Origin of the sequence: Campylobacter concisus, from assembly GCF_003048595.2 — a bacterium.
Lineage (GTDB): Bacteria > Campylobacterota > Campylobacteria > Campylobacterales > Campylobacteraceae > Campylobacter_A > Campylobacter_A concisus_L.
Window position 1 is genome coordinate 707,469 of sequence record NZ_CP049270.1, and the last position, 23,052, is coordinate 730,520.

The following is a 23,052-nucleotide window of genomic DNA, read 5'->3' on the forward strand; positions in this document are numbered from 1 at the left end:
AAGAAATGTATGTTGCACCTAGTATTTTATCGGCTGATTTTGGAAATTTGGCAGCTGAGATAAGAGCCATTTGCGAGGCTGGGTGCGATCTGGTGCATGTTGATGTTATGGATGGGCATTTTGTGCCAAATCTAACCATCGGACCAGTTGTGGTAAATGCCGTTGCAAAGGCCGCTACAAAGCCGCTTGATATACATTTGATGGTTGAAAATAACTCATTTTTTGCTGACCTTTTCTTACCGCTAAAGCCAAAATTTCTAACCTTTCACATCGAAGAAGAGAAGCACCCAATGAGACTCATTGATCACATCAGGAAAAATGACGTTAGCCCTGGCATCGTGCTAAATCCACACACGCCAGTTAGTGCGATTGAGCATATCATTGATGAAGTCGATATGGTGCTTTTGATGAGTGTAAATCCTGGCTTTGGCGGTCAGAAATTTATGCCAGTTGTGCTTGAAAAAACAAGGGCGCTAAGAGAGCTAATAGAGCGTAAAAACGCCAAGTGTCTCATTGAAGTGGACGGCGGCGTAAATGGACTAAATGCACCTGATCTTGAAGAGGCCGGAGCTGATATTTTGGTGGCTGGCAACTACATCTTCTCATCAAATTCTTACGAACAAGCCATCCGCGCCATAAAGCTTGAGTTTTGAAACCAAAAAAACAGCGTTTAGAAAATAGCATTGAAATTTTAGCTAGGCAAAATTTAAGCTATCATGAGTTTATTTTAAGATTTAGTGATATTGAAGAAATTTCGTCGCTCATTGACGTTCGTGATCTTGATATGTGGCGAACCCTTGGGCTTGACATCACCAGAAATGAAGAGAATGAGATCGAGCTTGGCACGAGATTTAGAGATATTAGTGAGCAGGAATTTTGCGTGGTTGATATCGAAACGACTGGTGGTACGACGAGCGGACAGATCATTGAAATCGGTGCAATAAAAATGAAAAATGGCATTGAGATAGGGCGTTTTGAAAGCTTTGTAGCAGCTAATGTGGTGCCTGAAAATATCACCGAGCTAACCGGCATAAAGGCGAGCGATCTAGTTGGCGCTCCAAATTTACTAAATGTACTTGAGCGGTTCAAAATTTTTCTTGGAACTAGCGCCTTTATCGCGCACAACGTAAATTTTGACTACGGATTTATCTCTCATAGCCTAAATGAGATCGGCCTTGGCGTGTTGCTAAATAGAAAGCTTTGTACCATCGATCTTAGTCGCCGCACTATTGCTTCGCAAAAATACGGACTTGGCTCGCTAAAAGAGCTTCTTGGCATAAACAATACCCACCACAGAGCGTTAAATGACGCAATAGCAGCAGCTGAAATTTTTAAAGTCTGCCTCACACGCCTACCTTTTAGTATCCAAACTACAGAGGATCTCATAAGCTTTAGCAAAACAGCTCCAAGTGTGAAGCTAAAACCTGAACCAGTTTTGTGTGCGAATTAGCGGTAAAAAATTATCCATAATCCTAAATTTAATCATTAATTTTTATGCGATCTTTGTTTTTAAAGGATTGTGGGCAGTTTGCTAAATTTTACAAAAAAGGAGGCAAATGAGCCAGAAAAATTTAGTTTCAAATTTTATCTCAGCTGACGATGAGATACTCGCTTTTTTATCAAATTTTAGCAATAAGTGGTGCGTGAGTAACGATGGGGCGAAATTTATAGAGCAAAATTTTACCTTCATTGGCTCAAAGCCAGTTTTGCAAAATTTAAAAGATTACAAAACGGCTGAATATAAAAATTTTGCAGACATTAAAAAATTCCTCAGCTCAAATCTAAGCATCAAAAGTAAAATTTTAAGTGGCGATATAAACTACATCGGCGACAACTTAACAAATATAGAGATTAAATTTACACCTGAGGATTTTTACGATTTTTTAAAATTTATAGTTGAAAATATCCCAGAGCATCACTATTTTTGTAGTCCCAAGGAGGGCTGGATATTGTTTATTGCGATGGAGGGATATGTGGAATTTGGTGTTTTGCACTAATAAATTTATTTTTAAGCAGTTGTCTAAAATTGTTCATAAAAACAAAACGTGAAAGAAAAATTATTCGTAAAAATTCTTAAAATTAACAAAAAACTGGGCTTGCATCCTAACACCGCTTGTTGCTAGCAAAATTTAATCAATTTTTTTATATAATCCCTATTTTTCATAAAGGCAAAAAGATGGATAGAAAATCTTGGAGTTCAAGGCTCACATACATTTTAGCTGTTGCAGGAGCTACGGTCGGCTTTGGTGCGACGTGGCGTTTTCCGTATTTGGTGGGGCAAAATGGTGGTGGTGCCTATGTGCTCGTGTTTTGTATCGCGATGATCGTGATTGGCATACCGATGATTTTAGTTGAAAACGCGATCGGTAGACGTCTAAAATGCAACGCTGTGGATGCTTTTGGTGGATCAATAAATGGCAAAAAGATCAGCAAAAAGTGGCAGATCGTTGGCTGGATGGGGCTTGTTGGTGCTTTTGGTATCATGGCTTACTATATGGTTATTGGCGGCTGGGTGCTAAACTATATCGCCCAAATTTCATTTGGTTTACTTGATCTCTCACATGTGGTTAGTTTTGAGGAGACAAGTGCGTTTTATGAGCAAAATATCGTAAGCAATCCACTTGCTATCAGCTTTGCGACTCTTGTTTTTGTGCTAGTTAATTACGCTATTTTGGTACAAGGTGCGGTCGGTGGTATCGAGCGATCAGCGAAATTTTTAATGCCGCTACTTTTTATTTTAATGCTTATTATGATCGCTAAAAATATCACACTTGATGGTGCAATAGAGGGCGTAAAATTTTACTTAACACCTAATTTCTCAAAGATAAATTTAAAGCTTTTTGTTGATGTTTTGGGGCAGGTCTTTTTTGCTCTTTCGCTTGGATTTGGTGTGATGATCACGCTTTCTAGCTTTGTGAAAAAGGATGAGGGTTTGGTTAAAATTTCTATCATTACAGGTATTTTAAATACGGTAATTGCCGTGCTTGCAGGATTTATGATTTTTCCTTCTCTTTTTAGCTACGGTGTATCGCCAGATAGCGGCCCAAGCCTCGTGTTTAAGAGCCTGCCGATCGTTTTTTCACACATGCCATTTGGTGGTTTTTTCGCGGTTGCGTTTTTCGCACTATTAATGATCGCTGCACTTACAACATCGCTACCAATATATGAAGTAATAATCACAACACTTCAAGAAAAATTTAAAATAAAACGCAAGAAAGCAATATTTTTAGTCCTTGGAGGTATATTTATTTTAGGAAATTTGCCTTCGCTGATGGCTACAAACATACTAAGTCACGTAAGCATTTTTGGTAAGAATATTTTTGATGCATATGATGCAATAAGCGCAACAATATTTTTTGTATTTACATCATTTGGTTGTGCAATATTCGTAGGTTGGGTGCTAAAAGATGATGCAAAAAAAGAGATTTTGCAAGGTAGTGAAAAACATGCAAAACTAATAAATATCTGGTTTTGGTATATCAAATTCGTCGTACCGTTTATCATTTTGGTGCTTTTTATCAGCTCGTTTTACGATAATTTTTTGAAATAGGGCGTAAAAATATGTTTTATTTTTTACTCGGTATTTACTTTTTTTACGTCGCCGCAAAGGCGATTTTGGCAATTTTGCAGATAAATTTTATACGCGCAGAGGCTAAAAAGCCGGCCGTCGTGCTAGAGCAGGGGGAGTATAAAACCGCCGCCACCGTAGCGATAAGCAATCAAAAATTTGAGCTAATTAGCCTTCTCTATCACGCCGCGATATTTATGATGTGGGCGTGCTGGGGGCTTGGCACGATATCAGGGCATGCCTATAAAACGGGAGATATAGGCGATAACGTCTTTATGGTTATGGTATTTTTGCTCGTTTCGTCGCTGCTAGAACTACCGCTAAATATTTACGAAACCTTCGTCAAAGATAAAAGGCTCGGCTTTTCAAACGTAACGCCCAAAATTTTCGTGCTCGATCTACTTAAAACGCTCGCACTAACGCTGGTTTTTGGCGCGCTATTTGTGTGGCTGGTGCTGCTTTGTATTAGATTTTTGGGCGATTTTTGGTGGTTTTGGGCGTTTTTGCTTAGCTTTGCGGTCGCGCTTGTGATAAATCTCATCTACCCAACGCTCATCGCGCCTATCTTTAATAAGATGCAGTCACTGGAAGAGGGCGAGCTAAAAAGCCGCATAGAAGGGCTTTTAGCGCGGTGCGGATTTAAAAGTAGCGGCGTTTTTACGATAGACGCCAGTAAGCGCGATAACCGCTTAAACGCCTATTTCGGCGGCCTTGGCGCAACTAAACGCGTGGTGCTTTTCGACACGCTCGTTAAAAAACTAAGCTTAGATGAGATAATCGCCGTTTTGGGGCACGAGCTGGGGCATTTTAAGCACAAAGATATCCTAAAAATGATCGCCCTAAGCGCGGTTATGCTTTTTGCGATGTTTTTTATATTCGGCAACATCCCAGACGCGGCGTATCAGGCGCTGGGGCTTCATAGCGGAGGCGGCGGAGTGATCGTGTTTTTGCTACTTTTTTCGCCGATTTTCGGATTTTTATTTTCGCCGGTGAGCTCGTATTTTAGCCGCGCGAACGAATTTGACGCCGATAAATTCTCAGGCGAGGTTTCAAACAAAGCCGACATGATAAGCGCGCTAAAAAAGCTAGGCTCCGAAAACAAGGCCTTTCCGAAGGCTCATCCGCTCTACGCGTTTGTCTATCACTCGCACCCAAGCCTCTTTGAGCGTATAAACGAGCTGGAAAATGAAAATTGAAGAAGCTCTTAAAGAGGTTAGTTTAAGGCTAAGCTCGCTTTGCCAAAATCCAAGTAGAGTGGCTAAAATTTTGCTTATGAACTATCTTGATGTGAGCATTGAATGGATATTTTTAAATCAAAAAAATGAATTTGACGAGAGCGGCTATTTTGCTCTAGTTAAAAGGTATGAAAACTACGAGCCTCTTGAATATATAACTGGTAAAGCTAGCTTTTATGGGCTTGATTTTTACGTGGAAAGTGGAGTACTTATCCCAAGACCTGAAACAGAAATTTTAGTGGATAAAGTAATAGAAATTTCACGCGAATATAATGAACCAAAGATCGCAGAAATAGGCACAGGAAGCGGAATTATTAGTATCATGCTAGCTCTAAAAACAAATGCAAATATTGTAGCGACAGACATCAATGAAAAGGCTTTGATGCTTGCTAAAAAAAATGCAGATAAATTTGATGTAGGTGGGAGGATCAAATTTTTAAACTGCTCTTATGTGGATGAAATTTTAGAAGATATTGATATTTTGGTTTCAAATCCACCATATATTGCAAAAGGCTATAAACTTAGTAAATTTGTACTAAATGAGCCAGAAAGTGCGCTCTTTGGAGGCGAAGTAGGAGATGAAATCTTAAAAGACATTATTCTCATAGCCAAAGATCGCAATATCAAAAACGTTGCTTGTGAGATGGGGTACGATCAAAAAGCAAGTATGCAAAAATTCTTAGAGGCCAATGGTTTTGAATATAGCTTTTACAAGGATTTGGCTGGCTTTGATAGAGGCTTTTGCGCGAAGTTAAAAATATAAAGGAGAGAGTTTGAGAGGAGTTTATTTTTTGCTTTTGGCAGTACTTATAGGAGCTGAGCTAACGCTTGGTATTTTGGTGGCGCCAGTCATATTTTTCCCACAAAGCATCATAGGAGATGGCATACTTACGCATTTTATGAGCGGCCAAATGATGACAAAGATATTTTTGAAATTTAATTATATTTTGCTTTTTGTAAGTATAGTTATAATGATTGGCGAGCTATTTGATCTTAGAAAAAAGCTTATTTTTTCACTAAAATTTAGCATGTTAATGCTTGCTTTTTTAAATTTGGCTTTAGCTTTGAGTTTTGTATTTTTCTTTACGCCTTTTATAGTTTACGCTCAAAATTTGGGTATTGACGCGACACAGACGGCTGAATTTGCCAAAATGCATAGTGCGAGTGAATATGTGATGAAAATCATGCTTGTTTTGCAAATCATTTTATTTTTTGTGAAATTTAAGATTAGCCAAAATGAACGCAAAGCCTGATATTCAAGTTTTAACAAATTTTTTAGCCGAATACACGACGGCGATGGTGAGTGCTGGCACCTACACAGCGCGCGTAGAAAAGTGCGTAGATCGCATAGCTAAACACTACGGCTACGACATTAGCGTGACGATTTTCGTGAAGTATTTTACCATTAGCGTCATGGACTCGGCCGACAACTCCCTGCGCCGAACCTACGTGAAGAAGATCCCTCTGGGGCAGGTGAGCTTTAACCGTATTTCCGAGCTTTCGTCGCTTAGTTGGAGGATCTTGGATGAAAATTTAAGCTTAAACGAGGCCAAAGAGCAGTTTGAGGGCGTCATGCGTATCGGCGCGAATAAATTTGCAAGTTCGCTTATTTTAATAAGCCTTGCAAATGCGGCGTTTTGCAAGCTTTTTGGCGGCGATATGGGCTCGGTCGTATGCGTATTTTTCGCTACGCTCGTGGGGTATAGCCTTAGATTTGCGCTTGCTAAAATGGGCGTAAATTTAAAAATCCAGTACGTTCTAGTCTCGTTTGCGGTCTCTTTTATCGCCTATCTTGGCGTATTTTACGGCTTTACGCACACTAGCGACGTGGCTATCGGCTCGTCGATACTATTTTTGATGCCGGGCGTTTTTCTCATAAACTCGGTCTTTGATATCCTAAACGACAACACACTCGTAGGCATCAGCAGGGCCGTGAGCACTGGCATCCTGATACTTTGCATAGCAGTGGGCGTCTATATCACGCTCTCGCTTAGCAATGCGGAGATTTTACATGTTTGAGCTTTTTACTGCGACTCTTATAGACGGCGCTTTTGCCGCGGTGGCGGGGCTTGGCTTTGCCTACGCTAGCTCGCCGCCTAAAAGGACTCTCGCATTTTGTGCGCTGCTTGCGGCGTTTGCGCACGCTAGCCGCTTTTGGATCATGCAGATGGGATTTTTTAACATCAGCGTCGCCACGCTTATCGTCTCGTTTTTAAGCGGGATTTTAGGTATGCTCTTTGCCAAACGGCTAAAAGTGCCCGCCGAGATCATCGCATTTCCCGCGCTTTTGCCGATGGTGCCGGGAGTTTACGCGTATAAGGGCATTTTGGCGCTGTTTTCGTTTCTAAACGAGACTGATATCGCTAAGAAAAACGAATATCTAATCATATTTTTCGATAACGCGATCACGACCACGACGGTCTCGCTAGCCCTTGGCGTCGGGGTTTCTGTGGTGCTTATTTTATTTTACGATCAGTCCTTGATGATTACTCGCGGTGCTAGGTGCGATCTGGCGACGAGAAAGATGCGCGAGTAATTTTAACTTTCGGCATAGAAATTTTGTATGGCTTTTTGATAGTTTTTATTATTTTTACTAGATATTTTTTAATTTTTGCCGATATAGCTTAAAACGAAATTTTAAAAGGATTTATGATGTTAAGCGGTATCGGCGGATTTTCGAGTGTCGCTAAAAATTTTCAGCTAAACGAAAAACATAGCATAAAGAGTCAAATCATATATAAAAATGAAATCTCGCAGCCGGATACGGTCGAGCACAAATTTAACGAAGTTTTAGGCTATAAAGTTGATGAGGACGGATATTTTACGTCCAAATTTAACGAAGCCGCAGGTATCCCAAAGGACTACAAAATCCACTCAGATACCTTAAAATCGCTCGTGAACGTAAATACTAATTCGGGAATTTTAAAAGCCGATTTTAAAAACATAGATATAACCAAAACAGTCGGCAATGCATATAAAATTTTATCCCAAGTAGTCGGCGAGGACGTTTTAAATTCCAAAGAAAGTTTTAACAAAGAAGACCTCGCTAAATTTCCTCAAGGATACGAATACGACAATAAAACGCTCAAGGTATTAAAGCTTCATAGCAAAATATCAGACTATATGGGAGCCGATAGTAGCTTTCAAAGAAATGAACGAACTAGCATAACGACTACTTTTTATAATAGCTCCACGATTGGTTACTACTCAGAGCATAAGAGCTTAAAACCATCTACTGATATATTAAACAGCAACAGCGGCGGCAAAGAGGATATAAACAGCGGGATGTATTTTGATACTACAAAAGACAAATATACCGATAAAGACGGCAATATAACCAAAGGCGGGCTTTTGGTAGGCATTTTAAACAAAAATAGTCACGCCATAGAAGGTGAAACCACCTATCACGGCAAGATTAACGGTCTGGACAAAAACATATCCTCACAAGAGTACCAAGCAAAAATTAAAGCCTTTACCGACTTGCACGGGCATAAATACGATAAATACTCGCAATCTTTAGTAGATTCATTGCCTCAAGATTTAAAAGATTTTGTAGATTTTGCGAGGAGTTTAAAATTTGTCGGCGAGATAAACGTCAGTGACGACGGCAAAGAATCAAAAAGCCTCTTTGAAATAATGCAAGAGGATATGAAAGAGGCGCAAAAACGCCTAGAAAAGCTAATAGAGCGAGAAAAGCGAACGCAAAAGATGCTGGGTAAAAACAGAAAATACGACAAAGAGCTAGAGCAAAATACTAGAAAAAATTTAGAAGAACTTGAAGCGATAATAAAATTTAATGCTAAGGGCGTGGATATAAAGGCTTAAAAGGATTAATATGATAAGCGGCGTAAACGGATTTAACGCAAATGCAAATCTTGATTTTAGCGGCGCTCGCAGGCAAAATTTAAAAGCACGCGAGGAAAAAGAGGCGGATATAATGGGGTTTTTAAGAAAATTCAGTAAAATTGGGCTTAATGTAAAAGCCTAAGGAGCGGCCTTGAAAATACGAATCTACTACGAAGATACCGATGCGGGCGGCATAGTCTATCATACAAACTATATTAAATTTTGTGAGCGAGCCAGAAGTGAAGCATTTTTTCAGGCTGGATTAAACTTCACAAAAGAGGGCGGATACTTTGTAGTTTCGTCGCTGGAGGCTAAATTTATAGCTTCTGCTGTGCTTGGCGATGAAGTATTTGTTAGAACCAAAATTTTAGAGCTTAAAAAAGCTAGTCTTGTTTTGGAGCAAGAAATTTATAAATTTGATGACAAAAATGCCGAAAAGCTACTTTTTAAAGCGACGATTACGTTAGCCTTTATGAAAGAAGAGAGACTTGCAAAGATAAATGACGAGATAAGGAAATTCTTGGAGAATTCTAAATTTTAGATCGTGGCTAAGTTTAGAAATTTGACTTTAGCCACTTTGTGCTTTTACATCGAGCTATTTTGATCGAGCAAAATTTCTTGATTTGCTTCGTCAAAGTGGTCGCCTTTTGCGTTATAAATTTTAACTCCATATAAAACTTGTGAGTTTTCAACTCTTTCGGTAAAAATTCTATCAGCACTTTTATCTATAAAATTTGTATATATATACTCGGCACCAAAAGCACTTGAATAACCGATCTGAGAATATCTAAAATCCACATCAAAAAGATCACCAAGCCCCAAAAATAAGTCGTTAATAGGATTTAGTGAGTTTGCGATGAAAAGATTTTGTCTATCTCTTTGTGCGATGGCATTAAAGATATTTGGTAAAAAATTTATCTGCGTGCTTAAAAGTGCGTATGGTTTTATCTCAAAGCCTCTCATCTGCGTTGCTACAAGAGAAGCTTTGACGATTGGGATGTTTAAAAATATACTTGCATCATTAAATTTGGATTTTTTGCTTAAAGTATCATTTAAATTTATATCTTTGGCTACGATAGAGGCTTCATGATAATCGCTACTTTGCATGCGGACATATTCATTTAACTTTTGTCCTAATGAACTACCGTCGTCAAATGCAACTATCTTTTCATTCGAGTAAGCTAGCAAAGCTGAAATTTGCTCTTTATAATCAATGCCACCAAAGATCAAATTTGGCTTTGGATTTATGATAAAAGAGCTATGAACACTTGGAATGTAGATAAGCTCATTTGATAGAACTAGCGAATTTATAATGTTTGCACCATTTGATGTAAGGGCTGCGATAAAATAATTAAAGCCTTGGACTCTAGCCGTTTGCATAGCATTTGTAAGACTTTGTGGGCTTTCATCGTTGCTATTTATAAATTTGATTTCAATATCTGCGTCTTGCTTTAAGACATAGCTTAAGACTGCATTTGATACAACATTTGCATAAGATTTTATAATCTTTTGTGGGATGATTACAGCGATTTTGCCGTTTTTATTAACTTTTAAAATAGCTTCACCGCCAAGAGAGATATAAAGCTCTAAAAGAGCGTTATCGTCTATTTTTGCTGGCTCAAATCTTGCCATAAAACTAGCCAGTAAATCAGACTTAATAAGCTCATTTAAGCAGGCATTATCACAAAATTCTGGTTCTAAATTTATATAAGTAATCTTTGCTGGAGATATGCTTGATAGACTTTGGTCTTTTGTAACATTACTCTCAAAATTTATCTCATCTTGCGATGCAAAAATAGTCGAAAAAATGGCTAAAAAAAGTAAAATTTTTCTCATATCACTCCTTTGATCTTTCTTAAATCATCTATAAAAATATTTTCAAAACTAGGATTTTTGCTGATCCACTCTGGCGAAAACGTTGGTAAAATAAGGCTATTTTCATTTTTTAAAATACTGCCTCTTATGCTTGAAAATCCGCCTTTTAGCAATAAATTTGGATATAAATGCATAAAGGCTTTCTCTCCTAAAGTCACAATTATCTTTGGCTTTATCAGCCTAATCTCTTCAAACAAATAAGGACGACAAAGTTCAATAGAACGGCTTAAAATCGGACTTTTATCATCATTTTGTGAAATTTCACACCGAAGTAGAGAACTTATATAAATTTCTTTTATATCTAAATTTAAACTTTTTTTTATGGCATTTTCTAAAAAAATTTTACTATTATTTTCATAAGGGCCACTTTTTTTAGAAAATAATATAAACATGATTTTGCTATTTTCATTGCCGATGCCAGCTGTTACGCCTTTTGAGCTATTTCGCAAAGGGCAAAGAGAACATTTTTTTATCTCGCGGTTTAGCTCATCAACATTGTTGTAATCATGATAATTGCTTAGACTAAGAAAATTTTTATCAATAAACTTATAACCAATTAGTTTTAAGAAAAATAATTTTTTTAAAAGCCTATTATCTTCATTAAAATTCATTTTTGGATTATAACTTGATTTGCTTAAAGTTTGAGTTATGGCTTTTTAAGCTAAGTTATTCAAAGGAATTTAAGTATTGCTTTGATAAAATCCCACTTTTTATATTAACTTTAAGGATAGAAATGAAAAGGACTTATCAACCTCATAAAACCCCTAAAAAACGCACTCACGGCTTTCGCTTAAGAATGAAAACTAAAAATGGCCGAAAGGTAATAAACGCTAGACGTGCCAAAGGTAGAAAAAGATTGGCTGCTTAGCTGGTTTTGAGTCGTTAAGCGGCTCAAAAGAATTCTCTCAAGTTTATAAAGAGGCTAGCAAGTGGCATTGTGATGCTTGCATTGTTTTTTATAAACCAACAAATGAAAAAAAAATAGCAGTAGTTGCTAGTAAAAAAGTAGGAAAAGCGGTAGTTAGAAATAGAGCAAAAAGACTTTTGAGAGCCGCTTTTTTTAACATTTCTAGTGAATTAAAAGATGGCACATATATTATGATCGCAAAAAATGGAATTACAGAGATTTCATTTGAAAAAATTTGTAAAAATTTAAGTTGGTCTACAAAAAAAATGGGATGTTTAAAATGAAAAAAATTGCGATTAAAGCTATCGCTTTTTATCAAAAATATATTTCCATACTTCTACCAAAAAGCTGTCGCTATTACCCGACTTGTTCACAATACGCGATTTGGGAATTTCAAACAAATAGTTTTTTTTCTGCTTTTTTTGCAACCTTCATGCGAATTTTAAAATGTAATCAGCTTTTTAAAGGCGGTATCAATTACCCAATCATCTACAAAAAATTTAACTTATGTTTTATATCTCAAAAAAGTGATACCAAAAATGTAAATTTTTGGTTTGTCCCTTGTCGGAATAGTAAATTTTATGTCGTAAAAGTATTAGATAAATTAAAGGAAAAAATATAAAATGGAACAGATGTCTATGCAAAAAAGGTTGCTTCTTGCAGCGCTTTTATCTATTGTTTTTTTTATAGTGTATGATTTTTTTATGCCAAAAAGGGTGATACCTGAGCAAAACCAAACTACAATGTCTCAAACAATAGATCAAAATAAAGCTCCAAATATAAATCAAAATACACCAAAATCAAATGAAAATTTGGCTTCAAATGAGATAATCGCTACTATCAAAGGCCAAAGCTACGAAGCAAAGATAGATAAGCTAGGAAGAATTTCAAAATTCTATTTAACTGAAGAGAAGTATAAAACTGAAGATGGTAACAAAATCGAGCTTGTTTCACAAAATCCATTGCCACTTGAGCTTAGGTTTAACGATAGTATGCTAAATGCCGATGCTTTTAAGGTTGCATATAGTAGCGATGCTAGCGAGATAGATGTCAGTAGCGAGCCTAAAACTATAAAACTTACTCAAAATTTAGATGGCATTACAATTACAAAAAATATCAAATTTTACCCAAATGGTAGATATGAAGTTGAAGTAAATTTAAGTAAAAATGTTGATTATTTCATCACTCCTGGCTTTAGACCAAATATCGCGATAGATAGCTACACAGTTCATGGCGTTATGCTTAGAAACACGGATGATAGCCTAAATATTATTGAAGATGGCGACGCTAAAGAGGTTAAAAACTATGCAAATACCACAATAGCAGCCGCATCTGATAGATACTATACGACGCTATTTTACTCATTTGAAAAGCCATTTGAAGTAGCCGTAGATAAAGATTCTAACAATAATCCTATTCTTTTTGTAAAGGCAAATGATAATTTAAAATTAGGCGCATATATCGGACCAAAAGAGCATAAAATTTTAAGCTCAATGGACGAGAGACTAAACGACGTTATTGAGTATGGTTGGTTTACATTTATAGCAAAACCGATGTTTGCATTTTTGAATTTCTTACATAACTACATTGGCAACTGGGGTTGGGCGATAGTTGTGCTAACGCTTGTTATAAGGATAGTTTTATTCCCGCTTACATATAAGGGTATGCTATCCATGAATAAGCTTAAAGAGCTTGCTCCAAAGGTAAAAGAGCTTCAGACAAAATATAAAGATGATAAGCAAAAAATGCAAGTTCATATGATGGAGCTTTATAAAAAGCATGGCGCAAATCCAATGGGTGGATGCTTGCCGATCTTGCTTCAAATCCCAGTATTTTTTGCGATCTACCGCGTCTTACTAAATGCGATCGAGCTAAAAGGTGCTCCTTGGATACTTTGGATACACGATCTTTCAGTAATGGATCCATATTTTGTACTACCTATTTTGATGGGTCTTACGATGTTTTTGCAGCAAAAGCTTACACCAACGACATTTACTGATCCTATGCAAGAAAAGGTGATGAAATTTTTACCTCTTATCTTTACATTTTTCTTCGTGACATTCCCAGCAGGTCTTACGCTTTACTGGTTTGTAAATAACGTTTGCTCGGTCGTTCAACAAGTCTTTGTAAATAAACTTTTTGAAAAACATAAAAAAGCTGCGGAGGTAAAGGCTTAATGAAAATAGAAGCAAATACCCTTCAAGAGGCATTTCAAAAGGCAGCTGAGCAGCTTAACTGCTCAGTAACTCAGCTTGATATAAAAGTTTTACAGCATCCAAGCAGTGGCTTTTTTGGATTTTTTAAAAGAAGTGCGATCATCGAAGCAAATTTAGAAAATCAGCCAAAACCACAACACAAGCCAAAAAATGATAAAAATTTTGTTAAAAAAAATGATGAGAATGAGGCTGTAAAAGAAGATAAAAAGCAAGCTAAAAAATACGATCATAGCGATAAAAAGCGAGGCTCTAAAAAACATAGAGATGAAAAAAACGAAACTAAATTTGAGCAAAAAGAGCATAAAAATGAAAAGTCAAATTTAAGTGAAAAAAATGAAGCTCTAGCTAAAGATGCGTTTGCTCAAAAGAGTGAAGAAGAAGCTGAACCAGGATATGTGATAAAGAGACTTGATGAGCCAAAAGAAATAAAGGAGCCACAAGCTGGTAAAAATGCTCCTAAAAATATTTTAGATAATTCTATTATTGAAAATTTTAACCAAACTGATGAAGAGAGTGCGGCTCAAGCTTTACAAAAAGAAAAAAAAGAAAAAGCAACAATCGACTTTGATAAAATTTTACCTGAGATCAAAGATGGCATGAACCGTCTTTTTAAGGCAAGTTGTTTTGATATTAGTAAAATTGAAGTTAGCAAATTTGACGATGAAACGGTGCTTATAGAGCTTGATGGTGCTGACGCGGCGCTACTTATCGGCAAAGAGGGTTATAGATATAAAGCGATATCTTACATGCTTTATAACTGGTTAAATTCAAAATACAACCTCGCTATCCGCCTTGAGATCGCGCAATTTTTGCAAAATCAAGAAGCGATGATGGATCAATATCTAAATGGCGTGATCGAGCGTGTGCAAAATAGTGGCAGAGCTCAAACAAAGCCACTTGACGGGGTTTTGGTCAAGATCGCGCTTGAGAAGCTTCGCGAGAAATTCCCAGATAAATATGTCGGCATAAAAAGCGGCAATGACGGCAAATTTGTCGTTGTAAATGACTTTTTCAAAAAATGAGTGAAACCATTGCAGCCATTGCCACAGCTTATGGCATCGGCTCAGTTTCTATCGTAAGGCTTAGCGGCAAGGACGCCCTAGCCATCTCTTTAAAACTCCTTAAACTTTCAAATTTGGAGCCAAGATACGCAAAACTAGCCAAAATTTACTCCCTTGATGATGAAATTTTAGACGAGGGTATAGTTATGTATTTTAAAGGCCCAGCAAGCTTTACAGGTGAGGATATTGTCGAGTTTCAAACTCATGGCGGCGTTATGGTGAGTGAGAGAATTTTAAATGAGCTAATAAGAGCTGGTGCAAGGCTTGCTATGCCAGGTGAGTTTAGCAAGAGAGCGTTTTTAAATGGCAAGATGGATCTAGCTAAGGTTGAGGCGATGCAAGGGCTCATCACTTCCAAAAGTGAGATCGCAGCTAAAATTTTGACCCGCCAGATGCAGGGCGATCTTAGTAAATTTGTAGGTGAGATCAGGGGCGAAGTGGTCAAGACTCTTGCTTTTGTTGAGACAATGATTGATTATGCTGATGATGATTTGCCTGCAAATTTACTAGAGCAGACTAAGCAGATGCTTTTAAAAAATAGCGAGAAGCTAGAGCGTATAGCCACTCTTAGCGAGCAAAGAAGAGGGCTGATTGATGGCTTTAAGATCGCTATCGTTGGTAAGCCAAATGTTGGCAAAAGCTCCATTTTAAACTCGTTTTTGGCATACGAGAGAGCGATCGTTAGCGACGAGGCTGGCACGACCAGAGATAGGATAGAAGAAAATTTCAAGATCGGCTCGCATCTAGTTCGTATAATAGACACCGCAGGCATCAGAAAAGATGCTGGAAAGATCGAGCAAATCGGCATAAACTACTCAATCTCAGCCATAAACGAGGCCGACATCATCCTAGCTGTTTTTGACGGCTCTTGTCCAAGTGACGAGCAAGACAAAGAGATAATCAAGCTCGTTTTAGACTCAAATAAAAAAGCCTTTTTTATACTAAACAAAAGCGATCTGGCATTTAAATTTGATACTGAGTTAGAGGATGCGATCAAAATTTCAGCAAAAACCGATACGAGCGTAGTTTTAAAAGAGCTTGAGAGCTACCTCAAGACACAAGATACCGACGAGATCATGCTAAGCTCAAACCGCCAAATTTTAAGCTGCAAAGAGGCGAGCGAGGCTTTAAAAAGAGCGTTTTTAAGGCTAAACGAAGATGAACTAGAAATTTTCGCTTACGAGCTAAATACTGCTATAAAGGCACTTGCAAGTATCACAAAGCCATTTGAGAGAAGTGAAATTTTAGACGAGATGTTTAGCCATTTTTGTTTAGGAAAATGATAGTTTTTTTGGTTAAAATTTTCGTTTTTTAAAGGAGATACGATGAAAATTTTACTTATAAATGGTGGTAAAAAATTTGCCCACTCAGATGGCAGACTAAATCAAACACTTCACGACCTTGCATGCGAGAAGCTCGCAAAAATGGGTCACGAGATAAAACAAACTACAATAGATCATGGCTATGATATCGAGGCTGAAGTTGAGAAATTTCTCTGGATGGAAGCGGTAGTTTGGCAGATGCCAGCTTGGTGGATGGGCGAGCCTTGGATAGTGAAAAAATATATCGATGAGGTCTTTACTGCAGGCCACGGCAAGCTTTATACGAGCGATGGCAGGCATAGGGTGGATCCAACTAAAAACTATGGCAAGGGTGGCTTGCTAAATGAAAAGAAATTTATGCTAAGCCTTACTTGGAATGCCCCAGCTGAGGCATTTAGCGATCCAAGCGAGTTTTTTGATGCGCGCGGGATCGATGGGGTTTATTTTCATTTTAGAAAGGCAAATGAGTTTTTGGGCATGAAGCCACTTCCATATTTTATGTGCAATGATGTGATCAAGATGCCAGATGTACCAAGATACATAAAAGAGTATGAAGCGCATCTTGAAAAAGTTTTTAAAAATACGAAATAGAAATTTAAAATAGAAACAAAACTGCAAATATGAATAAAAGTGGCAACAAAATAGCTACGAGCTAGGTTTGAAAATTTTGCCACTTTTTATTACCATGCTAGCAAAAATAAAACACTGGCATAAATTTTAAAATGCTAATATAAAAAGGCCTTATCAAAGTAGGCAAAATTCTCTCAATAATGCTTTATTCTGCTAAATTTCAAAAGGCTTTTTAGTAACTTTTTATAAGCAAGATTGTAAAATGGCTTAAAATTCTTAAAAGGTTACATCAATGGATAAAGCTACCATACAAGCACATAAAATTAGCGACGAAGAGTATGAAGAGATCTTAAAAATTTTAGGCCGTGAGCCAAATTTACTAGAGCTTGGTATATTTTCAGCGATGTGGAGCGAGCACTGCAGTTACAAATCAAGTAAAAAATACCTAAACGGCTTTCCGACAAAAGCTCCTTGGGTCATCCAAGGACCTGGCGAAAATGCTGGCGTCATCGATGTTGGCGATGGGGTTGCCGCTGTTTTTAAGATGGAGAGTCACAATCACCCAAGCTTTATCGAGCCGTTTCAGGGCGCTGCAACTGGCGTTGGTGGAATTTTAAGAGATGTCTTTACGATGGGCGCAAGAGTTGTTGCGAACATGAACTCACTTCGTTTTGGCGAGATAAGAGGCGAGAGCGAGCTAGCAAAAAAGCATAGATATTTGTTAAAAGGAAGTGTCGCAGGTATCGGGCACTATGGTAACTGCATGGGTATTCCAACTATCGGCGGCGAAACTACGTTTGATCCTAGCTTTAATGGCAATATCCTAATCAACGCCTTTGCGCTTGGGCTTTGTAAAAGTGATGAAATTTTCTACGGCAAGGCCGAAGGTGTAGGCAACCCAGTCATTTACGTGGGCTCAAAGACCGGTAGAGACGGACTTGGAGGCGCCGTGATGGCGAGCGATAGCTTTAACGACGAGAATAAATCGCTTCGCCCAACGGTGCAAGTGGGCGATCCATTTGCCGAGAAGCTGCTTATGGAGGCGTGCTTAGAGCTCTTTAAAAAAGACTACATCATCGGCATCCAAGACATGGGCGCAGCAGGGCTAACAAGCTCTAGCTTTGAGATGGCTGGTAGAAGCGGCAGCGGTATGAAGATGTATCTAGACCGCGTGCCGATGCGCGAAGTTGGCATGACGCCTTATGAGCTAATGCTAAGCGAGTCTCAAGAGCGTATGCTAATATGCGCAAAAAAGGGCTATGAGCAAAAGGTGCTTGAAATTTTTAGGAAGTGGGACCTTGATGCTGAGATCATCGGTGAGGTCACAAGTAGCGGTGTGATGCAGCTTTACTGGCATGGTGAGCTTGCAGGCGAAATCCCTATCGGCCCACTTAGCGAGGCAGCTCCAGTGCTTGATCGTCCAGTCGCATGTCCAAAATACCTTGATGAGATAGCAAATTTAAAAATCCCAAATAATGTTGATAACAAAACCGCATTTTTTAAGCTTTTAAAAGAGCCAGAGGTGCTAAATAAAAGCTTTATCTACGATCAATACGATGCAAATATTCAGACAAATACTATAAAACAGCCAGGTTGCTTGGGTGCTGCAAGTATTAGGGTAAAAGGCACTAAAAAGGCCGTCTCTATGGCTGCGCAGTGCGATCCTAGAGCAAATTTCGTTGATCCAAAAATTGGCGCTGCAAGAGCAGTTGCTGCAGCTGGCAGAAAGGTAGCGATGAGTGGCGCTGTGCCACTTGCGATCACCGACTGCCTAAACTACGGCAACCCACAAAATCCAGAGGTAATGTGGCAGTTTAAAGAGGGATGTGAAGGTATAAAAGAGGCTTGCCGTGAGCTAAATACGCCAGTTGTTAGCGGTAACGTGAGCCTTTATAACGACACTGACGGCGTTAGCGTCTATCCGACACCAGCCATCGTCACAGTTGGTGTAAATGAGGATGCAAACTTAAATCTAAAAAGCACATTTTTAAGCGAGGGCAGGGCGATTTACCTACTTGGTGAGACAAGCGGGGAATTTGCTGCCTCACTTTACGCAAAGGCGCTATTTAACGTGGTTGGCGGAAAGCTAAAAGAGGTTGATTATAAAGCTGAGCGAGCCCTTTGGGATCTAGTGATAGAAGCAAATAAAGATCAAATTTTAGAGTTTGCAAATAGCGTAGGTGTGGGCGGTCTTGCTATTACACTAGCAAAAATGGCTAGTATCTCAAATATCGGCGTAAACTGCGAGGCGAAATTTAAAGAGTCAAATTTTATATTTGACGAGAGCTTTTCAAGAGCAGTTGTGGGTGTGAAAGATGAGGCTAAATTTGAAGCGCTTGCTGCTAAATTTGGTGTAAAATTTGAAAAGATCGGTGTTAGTGACGGTAGAAGATTTAAACTAAATGATATCGATGAGAGCGTGGATGAGATAAGAGAAATTTATCTAAATGAGTTTGCAAAAATCGTTAGAAAAGAGGATTAAGAAATGGCTTTAAAAAAGAGCAAGGTTGCTGAGGCTGAAAATGAGCAAAAGGAAGCAGAACAAGTTGAAAAACGAGGCGTAGCAAAGCCGCCAGTACTTTTTAGTAAGACACAAAATTTAATAAAATCAATCGAAAAAAGACTAAACGCTACTTTGATAACTTACTATAATTCAAACGCTGGTAGTGTTTGCGGCAACGATGCAAGTGCTATGTATGAAATTTTAAAGGGTAAAAAGATAGATACTGCTTATCTTTTTATAAAAAGTGACGGCGGAAGTGGTATTGCCGCTCTTAGGATCATCACTACACTTAGAAATTACTGCAAAAATTTAATAGCTCTAATACCTGCAAACTGCGCCTCGGCTGCTACCATGATGGCACTTGGTGCAAATGAGATCGTCATGGGGCCACTTGCCTATCTAACGCCTGTCGATACCTCGCTCAAACACGAGCTTAGTCCGACGAACAAAGGCAATGAGCTTGTGAGCGTTTCGATGGATGAACTTAGTCGTGTGGTCAAGCTTTGGAAAGAGCAAGATAAAGATAGGCCAAACGATACAAACCCTTATAACTCACTTTATGAGTATATCCATCCGCTAGTATTTGGTGCGGTTGATCGTGCTAGCTCGCTATCTCTTAAAATTTGTACCGAGCTTCTTAGGTATCACATTGAGGACGATAAAAAGATCGCAGAAATTTCTGAAAGACTAAATGGCGACTACCCAGCTCATGAATATCCAATCCTCTTTAGGGAGGCGCACGAGATCGGCCTTCATGTAAAAAAGATGGATGATGATCTAAACGAGATGCTTCAAGAGCTAACGCTACTTTACTCTGAGATGGGACAGCGAGCTTTTACTGACTATGATGAAAATAGCTACCACGATAACAATATCGCAAATATTATTGAAACAAATGGCAAGCAAATTTACTATCAGATAGATAAGGACTGGTTTTATCGCCCTGAAGAGCGTCGCTGGAATGTGATGAATGACGAGAGCTCTTGGCGTAAAAACGAGCTAGTAAATGGCAAAATAAAAAATACCATCTATCACTTGTGGTAACATGTCTGGTATCTTATTTTTATTGATACTAGGTGGTGCTATATTTTTGCTGCTAAAGGTACAGTTAAGCAATAACCGCAGAAAACAAGCAAACGTAAATGAGGCCAAATTTTTAGTCTCACTCTTGGCAAAAGTGGCTAAGAGTGACGGTAGAGTTAGCGAGCTAGAGGCTAGGCTGATCACTCAAGTGCTTGATGATCTAAGCCAGAAAGTTAGCGGCGTTAGCGGCGTGCGTGAGTATCTAAAAGAGGTTTATAACAGCCAAAAAGAAAATGTAGATAACGCCTATGAAACCGCCAGAAACTACAAGCGCGAGTTTAATCTAAACTACGATACCTGCGTGGCTAGGCTCACTTTTTTTCTAAATTTAGCCTACATCGATGGAGAATTTAACAAAAGCGAGCAAGATGTTATAAGAAACATCGCTTATGGATTTGGCATAGATAAAGAGACGCTTGATGAGATAATCTATAAATTTGATAGCTTTTATGGCTCAAGATTTGGGGCAGACCGCGATGAGATGAGCCAAGAAAACGATGCATTTGAGGTTTTGGGACTTAGTAAAAATGCAAGCCTTGATGAGGTAAAGGCTCGCTACAAAGAGCTTGTGAGGCAGTATCATCCTGACATTTTGATGGGTAGGGGCGAGAGCAAAGAGGTGATAGAGCGCTCGACTAAGAAGCTTCAGGAGATAAACGAGGCTTATGGGCGATTAAAAGAGAAATTTGGAGTTTAGATGAAGAAATTTATTATTTTGCTGCTAGCGGTGGCTGGCTTTTGTAATGATTTTAAAGTGGTAAATGTCGATGGAAAAGAGATAAAATTTAAGCTTACGCAAAGCGAGCTTTATCAAGATCAAAGGTTGGTCATCAGTAACTACGATGTTAAAGATAGCAATGTGAGCATAATATTTGTTGATAAAGATGGCAACAAGAGCGACATTATGTCAGTTCAAGCAAAAAAAATAAATGAAATTAGTGAGTATATCTTTTCGTATGATCGCGGCATAAAGGTGATGAAATTTAGCTCAAAAAAGCCGATATGCGAGGCGCTTGAGAAAGAGGAATCTGTAAATTTAAGCGTATTAGATGCACGTTATTTTGATGGCAATCAAATTTCAAGCTATGCCTTTAGCGTTGATATTGTTGGTCAAAAGCGTGAAAACTTTATAGAGAGAAAAGACTATTATATAGATGTAGCTACAAATGTTATGGTTACGCTAGAAGCCTTATCTATAAAGAATATCGCAAAGGATATAAAAATGGGGCAGCTTTTGCTTGTAAAAGGTATGTGTTTAACAAAAAGATAAAAAATTTAATAAAGGAGAAAAAATGAGAGCATTGCTTAGCGTTAGCGATAAAGAGGGCATTGTAGAGTTTGCAAAGGGGCTGGAAGAGCTTGGCTGGCAGATACTTTCAACCGGCGGCACCTATAAACTTTTAAAGAGCGAGGGTGTCAAAGCTACTGAAGTTAGTGAATTTACAGCTTCACCTGAGATGTTTGAGGGCAGGGTAAAGACGCTTCATCCAAAGATACATGGTGGCATTTTGCACAAACGTGACGACGATACGCACATGGCTCAGGCAAAGGAGTATGGCATCGAGGGCATAGACCTAGTTTGCGTAAATTTATATCCATTTAAAGAGACTACCATCAGGACTGATGACTTTGCCGAGATCATCGAAAATATCGACATTGGTGGCCCAGCCATGGTAAGAAGTGCGGCTAAAAATTTTAAAGACGTGCTAATTGTCACAAATGTGCTTGACTACGACGAAATTTTAAAGCGTCTAAGAGAAAAAAGCGATGATTTTGAGTTTAGAAGATCGCTGATGATAAAGGCTTACGAGCACACAGCGGCCTACGACAGCACGATCGCAAACTATATGAATGATAGATTTAATGGCGGTTTTGGCGATGCTAGATTTATCGTGGGAAGTAAGGTTTTTGATACAAGATACGGTGAAAACCCTCACCAAAAAGGGGCACTTTATGAGTTTGATTATTTCTTCACAAACAACTTTAGAGCCTTAAAAGGCGAGGCAAGTTTCAATAATATGACCGATATAAATGGCGCCTTGATGCTTGCAACTAGTTTTGATGACGCGCCAGCTGTGGCTATTATCAAGCACGCTAACCCTTGCGGCTTTGCAGTAAAAGATACTTTGCTTGATAGCTACGAGGCCGCACTTAAATGCGATCCGATCTCAGCTTACGGCGGTGTAGTCGCAATAAATGGCACACTTGATGAAAAACTAGCTAAAAAGATAAATGAAATTTATGTTGAGGTAATAATTGCTGCAAATGTTGATGAAGCAGCTCTTAAAGTATTTGAGAGTAAAAAACGTATCAAAATTTTCACTCAAGACAATAAATTTTTAGTTCGCTCAAATGATAAATTTGACTTTAAGCACGTTGATGGCGGATTTGTATTTCAAGAAAGAGACTATGTAAAAGACGAAGAGCTTGAAAATATGAAGCAAATGAGTAAGAAATTTGCAACTGGTAGCGAGCTAAAAGATGCTCAGATCGCGTGGAAAGTAGCTGCGCTAACGAAGAGCAACTGCGTGGTTTATGTAAAAGATGGCGCAATGGTGGCTATTGGCATGGGTATGACAAGCCGCGTTGATGCTGCTCGTGCGGCCGTGGCAAAGGCAAAAGAACTAAAGATCGATCTAAACGGCTGCGTACTTGCAAGCGAAGCGTTCTTCCCATTTAGAGATAGTATCGATATCGCTAGTAAGGTCGGCGTAAAATGCGTCATCGAGCCAGGTGGTAGCATCAGAGATGATGAGGTGATAGAGGCTGCCAATGAGCATGGCATGTCACTATACTTCACTGGCGTTAGACACTTTTTACACTAAAATTTAGGGGCGCTTGCCCCTTTCTTCACACTTTATAACTT

At 38.5% G+C, this 23,052-nt stretch carries 26 protein-coding genes; 24 read left to right on the forward strand and 2 right to left on the reverse strand.

The genetic code is table 11. The annotated features are described in order from the left end of the window. The first annotated feature begins 5 nt into the window (after positions 1–5). From rpe to CVT15_RS03615, 12 genes are all read left to right on the forward strand, one after another. Positions 6–653: a ribulose-phosphate 3-epimerase gene (rpe, locus tag CVT15_RS03560; RefSeq protein WP_103576678.1), complete on the forward strand. Its 648-nt coding sequence runs from the start codon at positions 6–8 to the stop codon at positions 651–653. Further along, positions 650–1,450, forward strand: a complete 801-nt coding sequence (locus CVT15_RS03565) for a 3'-5' exonuclease (RefSeq protein WP_103576679.1) — start codon at positions 650–652, stop codon at positions 1,448–1,450. The genes rpe and CVT15_RS03565 overlap by 4 nt, the downstream gene beginning before the upstream one ends. Positions 1,451–1,556: 106 nt before the next feature. Beyond that, complete coding sequence (locus CVT15_RS03570; protein ID WP_103576680.1) at positions 1,557–1,997, forward strand: hypothetical protein; 441 nt, start codon at positions 1,557–1,559, stop codon at positions 1,995–1,997. A 179-nt stretch (positions 1,998–2,176) separates the two neighbouring features. After that, entirely contained in the window at positions 2,177–3,550 is a 1,374-nt protein-coding gene (locus CVT15_RS03575; protein ID WP_103576681.1) for a sodium-dependent transporter, read from the forward strand. An 11-nt stretch (positions 3,551–3,561) separates the two neighbouring features. Then, positions 3,562–4,764 (forward strand): M48 family metallopeptidase, encoded by a 1,203-nt coding sequence (locus CVT15_RS03580; protein ID WP_103576682.1) that lies wholly within the window; start codon positions 3,562–3,564, stop codon positions 4,762–4,764. Further along, positions 4,754–5,566, forward strand: a complete 813-nt coding sequence (gene prmC, locus CVT15_RS03585; RefSeq protein ID WP_103576683.1) for a peptide chain release factor N(5)-glutamine methyltransferase — start codon at positions 4,754–4,756, stop codon at positions 5,564–5,566. The genes CVT15_RS03580 and prmC overlap by 11 nt, the downstream gene beginning before the upstream one ends. A 10-nt stretch (positions 5,567–5,576) precedes the next feature. Continuing rightward, positions 5,577–6,056, forward strand: coding sequence for a DUF4149 domain-containing protein (locus CVT15_RS03590; RefSeq protein ID WP_103576684.1), 480 nt, complete (start codon positions 5,577–5,579; stop codon positions 6,054–6,056). Continuing rightward, positions 6,040–6,822, forward strand: coding sequence for a threonine/serine exporter family protein (locus CVT15_RS03595; RefSeq protein WP_103576685.1), 783 nt, complete (start codon positions 6,040–6,042; stop codon positions 6,820–6,822). Before CVT15_RS03590 ends, CVT15_RS03595 begins: the two co-directional genes overlap by 17 nt. Next, positions 6,815–7,339, forward strand: coding sequence for a threonine/serine exporter family protein (locus CVT15_RS03600; RefSeq protein WP_103576686.1), 525 nt, complete (start codon positions 6,815–6,817; stop codon positions 7,337–7,339). The genes CVT15_RS03595 and CVT15_RS03600 overlap by 8 nt, the downstream gene beginning before the upstream one ends. Before the next feature lie 116 nt (positions 7,340–7,455). Continuing rightward, positions 7,456–8,628, forward strand: coding sequence for a Cj0814 family flagellar-dependent secreted protein (locus CVT15_RS03605; RefSeq protein ID WP_103576687.1), 1,173 nt, complete (start codon positions 7,456–7,458; stop codon positions 8,626–8,628). 10 nt (positions 8,629–8,638) lie between these two features. Then, positions 8,639–8,791, forward strand: a complete 153-nt coding sequence (locus tag CVT15_RS03610) for a hypothetical protein (RefSeq protein WP_159070237.1) — start codon at positions 8,639–8,641, stop codon at positions 8,789–8,791. Between the two features lie 9 nt (positions 8,792–8,800). Next, positions 8,801–9,190 (forward strand): YbgC/FadM family acyl-CoA thioesterase, encoded by a 390-nt coding sequence (locus CVT15_RS03615; RefSeq protein WP_103576688.1) that lies wholly within the window; start codon positions 8,801–8,803, stop codon positions 9,188–9,190. 44 nt (positions 9,191–9,234) lie between these two features. On the opposite strand, the gene CVT15_RS03620 is transcribed toward CVT15_RS03615, so the two are convergent. Further along, entirely contained in the window at positions 9,235–10,485 is a 1,251-nt protein-coding gene (locus CVT15_RS03620) for a hypothetical protein (protein WP_107897974.1), read from the reverse strand. Next, positions 10,482–11,135, reverse strand: a complete 654-nt coding sequence (locus CVT15_RS03625; RefSeq protein ID WP_107897973.1) for a uracil-DNA glycosylase — start codon at positions 11,133–11,135, stop codon at positions 10,482–10,484. The genes CVT15_RS03620 and CVT15_RS03625 overlap by 4 nt, the downstream gene beginning before the upstream one ends. A gap of 122 nt (positions 11,136–11,257) precedes the next feature. Between CVT15_RS03625 and rpmH the strand changes: the two genes are divergently transcribed. The 12 genes from rpmH to purH all read left to right on the forward strand — a co-directional run bounded on the left by rpmH (position 11,258) and on the right by purH (position 23,011). Continuing rightward, entirely contained in the window at positions 11,258–11,392 is a 135-nt protein-coding gene (gene rpmH / locus CVT15_RS03630) for a 50S ribosomal protein L34 (RefSeq protein WP_002940373.1), read from the forward strand. Next, complete coding sequence (gene rnpA, locus CVT15_RS03635) at positions 11,380–11,715, forward strand: ribonuclease P protein component (RefSeq protein ID WP_072594909.1); 336 nt, start codon at positions 11,380–11,382, stop codon at positions 11,713–11,715. The genes rpmH and rnpA overlap by 13 nt, the downstream gene beginning before the upstream one ends. Continuing rightward, positions 11,712–12,053 (forward strand): membrane protein insertion efficiency factor YidD, encoded by a 342-nt coding sequence (gene yidD / locus CVT15_RS03640; protein WP_107897972.1) that lies wholly within the window; start codon positions 11,712–11,714, stop codon positions 12,051–12,053. Before rnpA ends, yidD begins: the two co-directional genes overlap by 4 nt. Position 12,054: 1 nt before the next feature. Next, the gene (gene yidC, locus CVT15_RS03645) at positions 12,055–13,608 is read left to right on the forward strand and encodes a membrane protein insertase YidC (RefSeq protein WP_107897971.1); all 1,554 of its coding nucleotides are present in this window, start codon (positions 12,055–12,057) and stop codon (positions 13,606–13,608) included. Next, positions 13,608–14,669 carry a Jag N-terminal domain-containing protein gene (locus tag CVT15_RS03650; protein WP_107897970.1) on the forward strand — a complete coding sequence of 354 codons (1,062 nt, stop codon included), beginning with the start codon at positions 13,608–13,610 and terminating at the stop codon, positions 14,667–14,669. The genes yidC and CVT15_RS03650 overlap by 1 nt, the downstream gene beginning before the upstream one ends. Then, the gene (gene mnmE, locus CVT15_RS03655; protein WP_107897969.1) at positions 14,666–15,991 is read left to right on the forward strand and encodes a tRNA uridine-5-carboxymethylaminomethyl(34) synthesis GTPase MnmE; all 1,326 of its coding nucleotides are present in this window, start codon (positions 14,666–14,668) and stop codon (positions 15,989–15,991) included. The genes CVT15_RS03650 and mnmE overlap by 4 nt, the downstream gene beginning before the upstream one ends. 42 nt (positions 15,992–16,033) lie before the next feature. Beyond that, on the forward strand, positions 16,034–16,621 hold the full coding sequence (locus CVT15_RS03660; protein WP_054196461.1) for an NAD(P)H-dependent oxidoreductase: 588 nt from the start codon (positions 16,034–16,036) through the stop codon (positions 16,619–16,621). A gap of 271 nt (positions 16,622–16,892) precedes the next feature. Further along, positions 16,893–19,082 (forward strand): phosphoribosylformylglycinamidine synthase subunit PurL, encoded by a 2,190-nt coding sequence (gene purL / locus CVT15_RS03665; protein WP_107897968.1) that lies wholly within the window; start codon positions 16,893–16,895, stop codon positions 19,080–19,082. A 3-nt stretch (positions 19,083–19,085) separates the two neighbouring features. Beyond that, a complete protein-coding gene (locus CVT15_RS03670; RefSeq protein WP_087578654.1) occupies positions 19,086–20,147 on the forward strand; it encodes an SDH family Clp fold serine proteinase in 1,062 nt (353 codons plus the stop codon). A gap of 1 nt (position 20,148) precedes the next feature. Further along, on the forward strand, positions 20,149–20,883 hold the full coding sequence (locus CVT15_RS03675) for a TerB family tellurite resistance protein (RefSeq protein ID WP_107897967.1): 735 nt from the start codon (positions 20,149–20,151) through the stop codon (positions 20,881–20,883). Further along, on the forward strand, positions 20,884–21,456 hold the full coding sequence (locus CVT15_RS03680) for a hypothetical protein (protein WP_107897966.1): 573 nt from the start codon (positions 20,884–20,886) through the stop codon (positions 21,454–21,456). A gap of 22 nt (positions 21,457–21,478) precedes the next feature. Next, on the forward strand, positions 21,479–23,011 hold the full coding sequence (gene purH, locus CVT15_RS03685; RefSeq protein ID WP_107897965.1) for a bifunctional phosphoribosylaminoimidazolecarboxamide formyltransferase/IMP cyclohydrolase: 1,533 nt from the start codon (positions 21,479–21,481) through the stop codon (positions 23,009–23,011). Positions 23,012–23,052: the final 41 nt, after the last annotated feature.

Coding starts and splice junctions, on each gene's coding strand:
- CVT15_RS03675 (WP_107897967.1), top strand. CDS start 20,149: ATGTCTGGTATCTTATTTTTATTGATACTAGGTGGTGCTATATTTTTG.
- mnmE (WP_107897969.1), top strand. CDS start 14,666: ATGAGTGAAACCATTGCAGCCATTGCCACAGCTTATGGCATCGGCTCA.
- yidD (WP_107897972.1), top strand. CDS start 11,712: ATGAAAAAAATTGCGATTAAAGCTATCGCTTTTTATCAAAAATATATT.
- CVT15_RS03570 (WP_103576680.1), top strand. CDS start 1,557: ATGAGCCAGAAAAATTTAGTTTCAAATTTTATCTCAGCTGACGATGAG.
- CVT15_RS03610 (WP_159070237.1), top strand. CDS start 8,639: ATGATAAGCGGCGTAAACGGATTTAACGCAAATGCAAATCTTGATTTT.
- CVT15_RS03660 (WP_054196461.1), top strand. CDS start 16,034: ATGAAAATTTTACTTATAAATGGTGGTAAAAAATTTGCCCACTCAGAT.
- CVT15_RS03600 (WP_103576686.1), top strand. CDS start 6,815: ATGTTTGAGCTTTTTACTGCGACTCTTATAGACGGCGCTTTTGCCGCG.
- prmC (WP_103576683.1), top strand. CDS start 4,754: ATGAAAATTGAAGAAGCTCTTAAAGAGGTTAGTTTAAGGCTAAGCTCG.
- CVT15_RS03575 (WP_103576681.1), top strand. CDS start 2,177: ATGGATAGAAAATCTTGGAGTTCAAGGCTCACATACATTTTAGCTGTT.
- CVT15_RS03650 (WP_107897970.1), top strand. CDS start 13,608: ATGAAAATAGAAGCAAATACCCTTCAAGAGGCATTTCAAAAGGCAGCT.
- rpmH (WP_002940373.1), top strand. CDS start 11,258: ATGAAAAGGACTTATCAACCTCATAAAACCCCTAAAAAACGCACTCAC.
- purL (WP_107897968.1), top strand. CDS start 16,893: ATGGATAAAGCTACCATACAAGCACATAAAATTAGCGACGAAGAGTAT.
- CVT15_RS03580 (WP_103576682.1), top strand. CDS start 3,562: ATGTTTTATTTTTTACTCGGTATTTACTTTTTTTACGTCGCCGCAAAG.
- CVT15_RS03605 (WP_103576687.1), top strand. CDS start 7,456: ATGTTAAGCGGTATCGGCGGATTTTCGAGTGTCGCTAAAAATTTTCAG.
- yidC (WP_107897971.1), top strand. CDS start 12,055: ATGGAACAGATGTCTATGCAAAAAAGGTTGCTTCTTGCAGCGCTTTTA.
- purH (WP_107897965.1), top strand. CDS start 21,479: ATGAGAGCATTGCTTAGCGTTAGCGATAAAGAGGGCATTGTAGAGTTT.
- CVT15_RS03680 (WP_107897966.1), top strand. CDS start 20,884: ATGAAGAAATTTATTATTTTGCTGCTAGCGGTGGCTGGCTTTTGTAAT.
- CVT15_RS03620 (WP_107897974.1), bottom strand. CDS start 10,485: ATGAGAAAAATTTTACTTTTTTTAGCCATTTTTTCGACTATTTTTGCA.
- rpe (WP_103576678.1), top strand. CDS start 6: ATGTATGTTGCACCTAGTATTTTATCGGCTGATTTTGGAAATTTGGCA.
- CVT15_RS03670 (WP_087578654.1), top strand. CDS start 19,086: ATGGCTTTAAAAAAGAGCAAGGTTGCTGAGGCTGAAAATGAGCAAAAG.
- CVT15_RS03625 (WP_107897973.1), bottom strand. CDS start 11,135: ATGAATTTTAATGAAGATAATAGGCTTTTAAAAAAATTATTTTTCTTA.
- CVT15_RS03595 (WP_103576685.1), top strand. CDS start 6,040: ATGAACGCAAAGCCTGATATTCAAGTTTTAACAAATTTTTTAGCCGAA.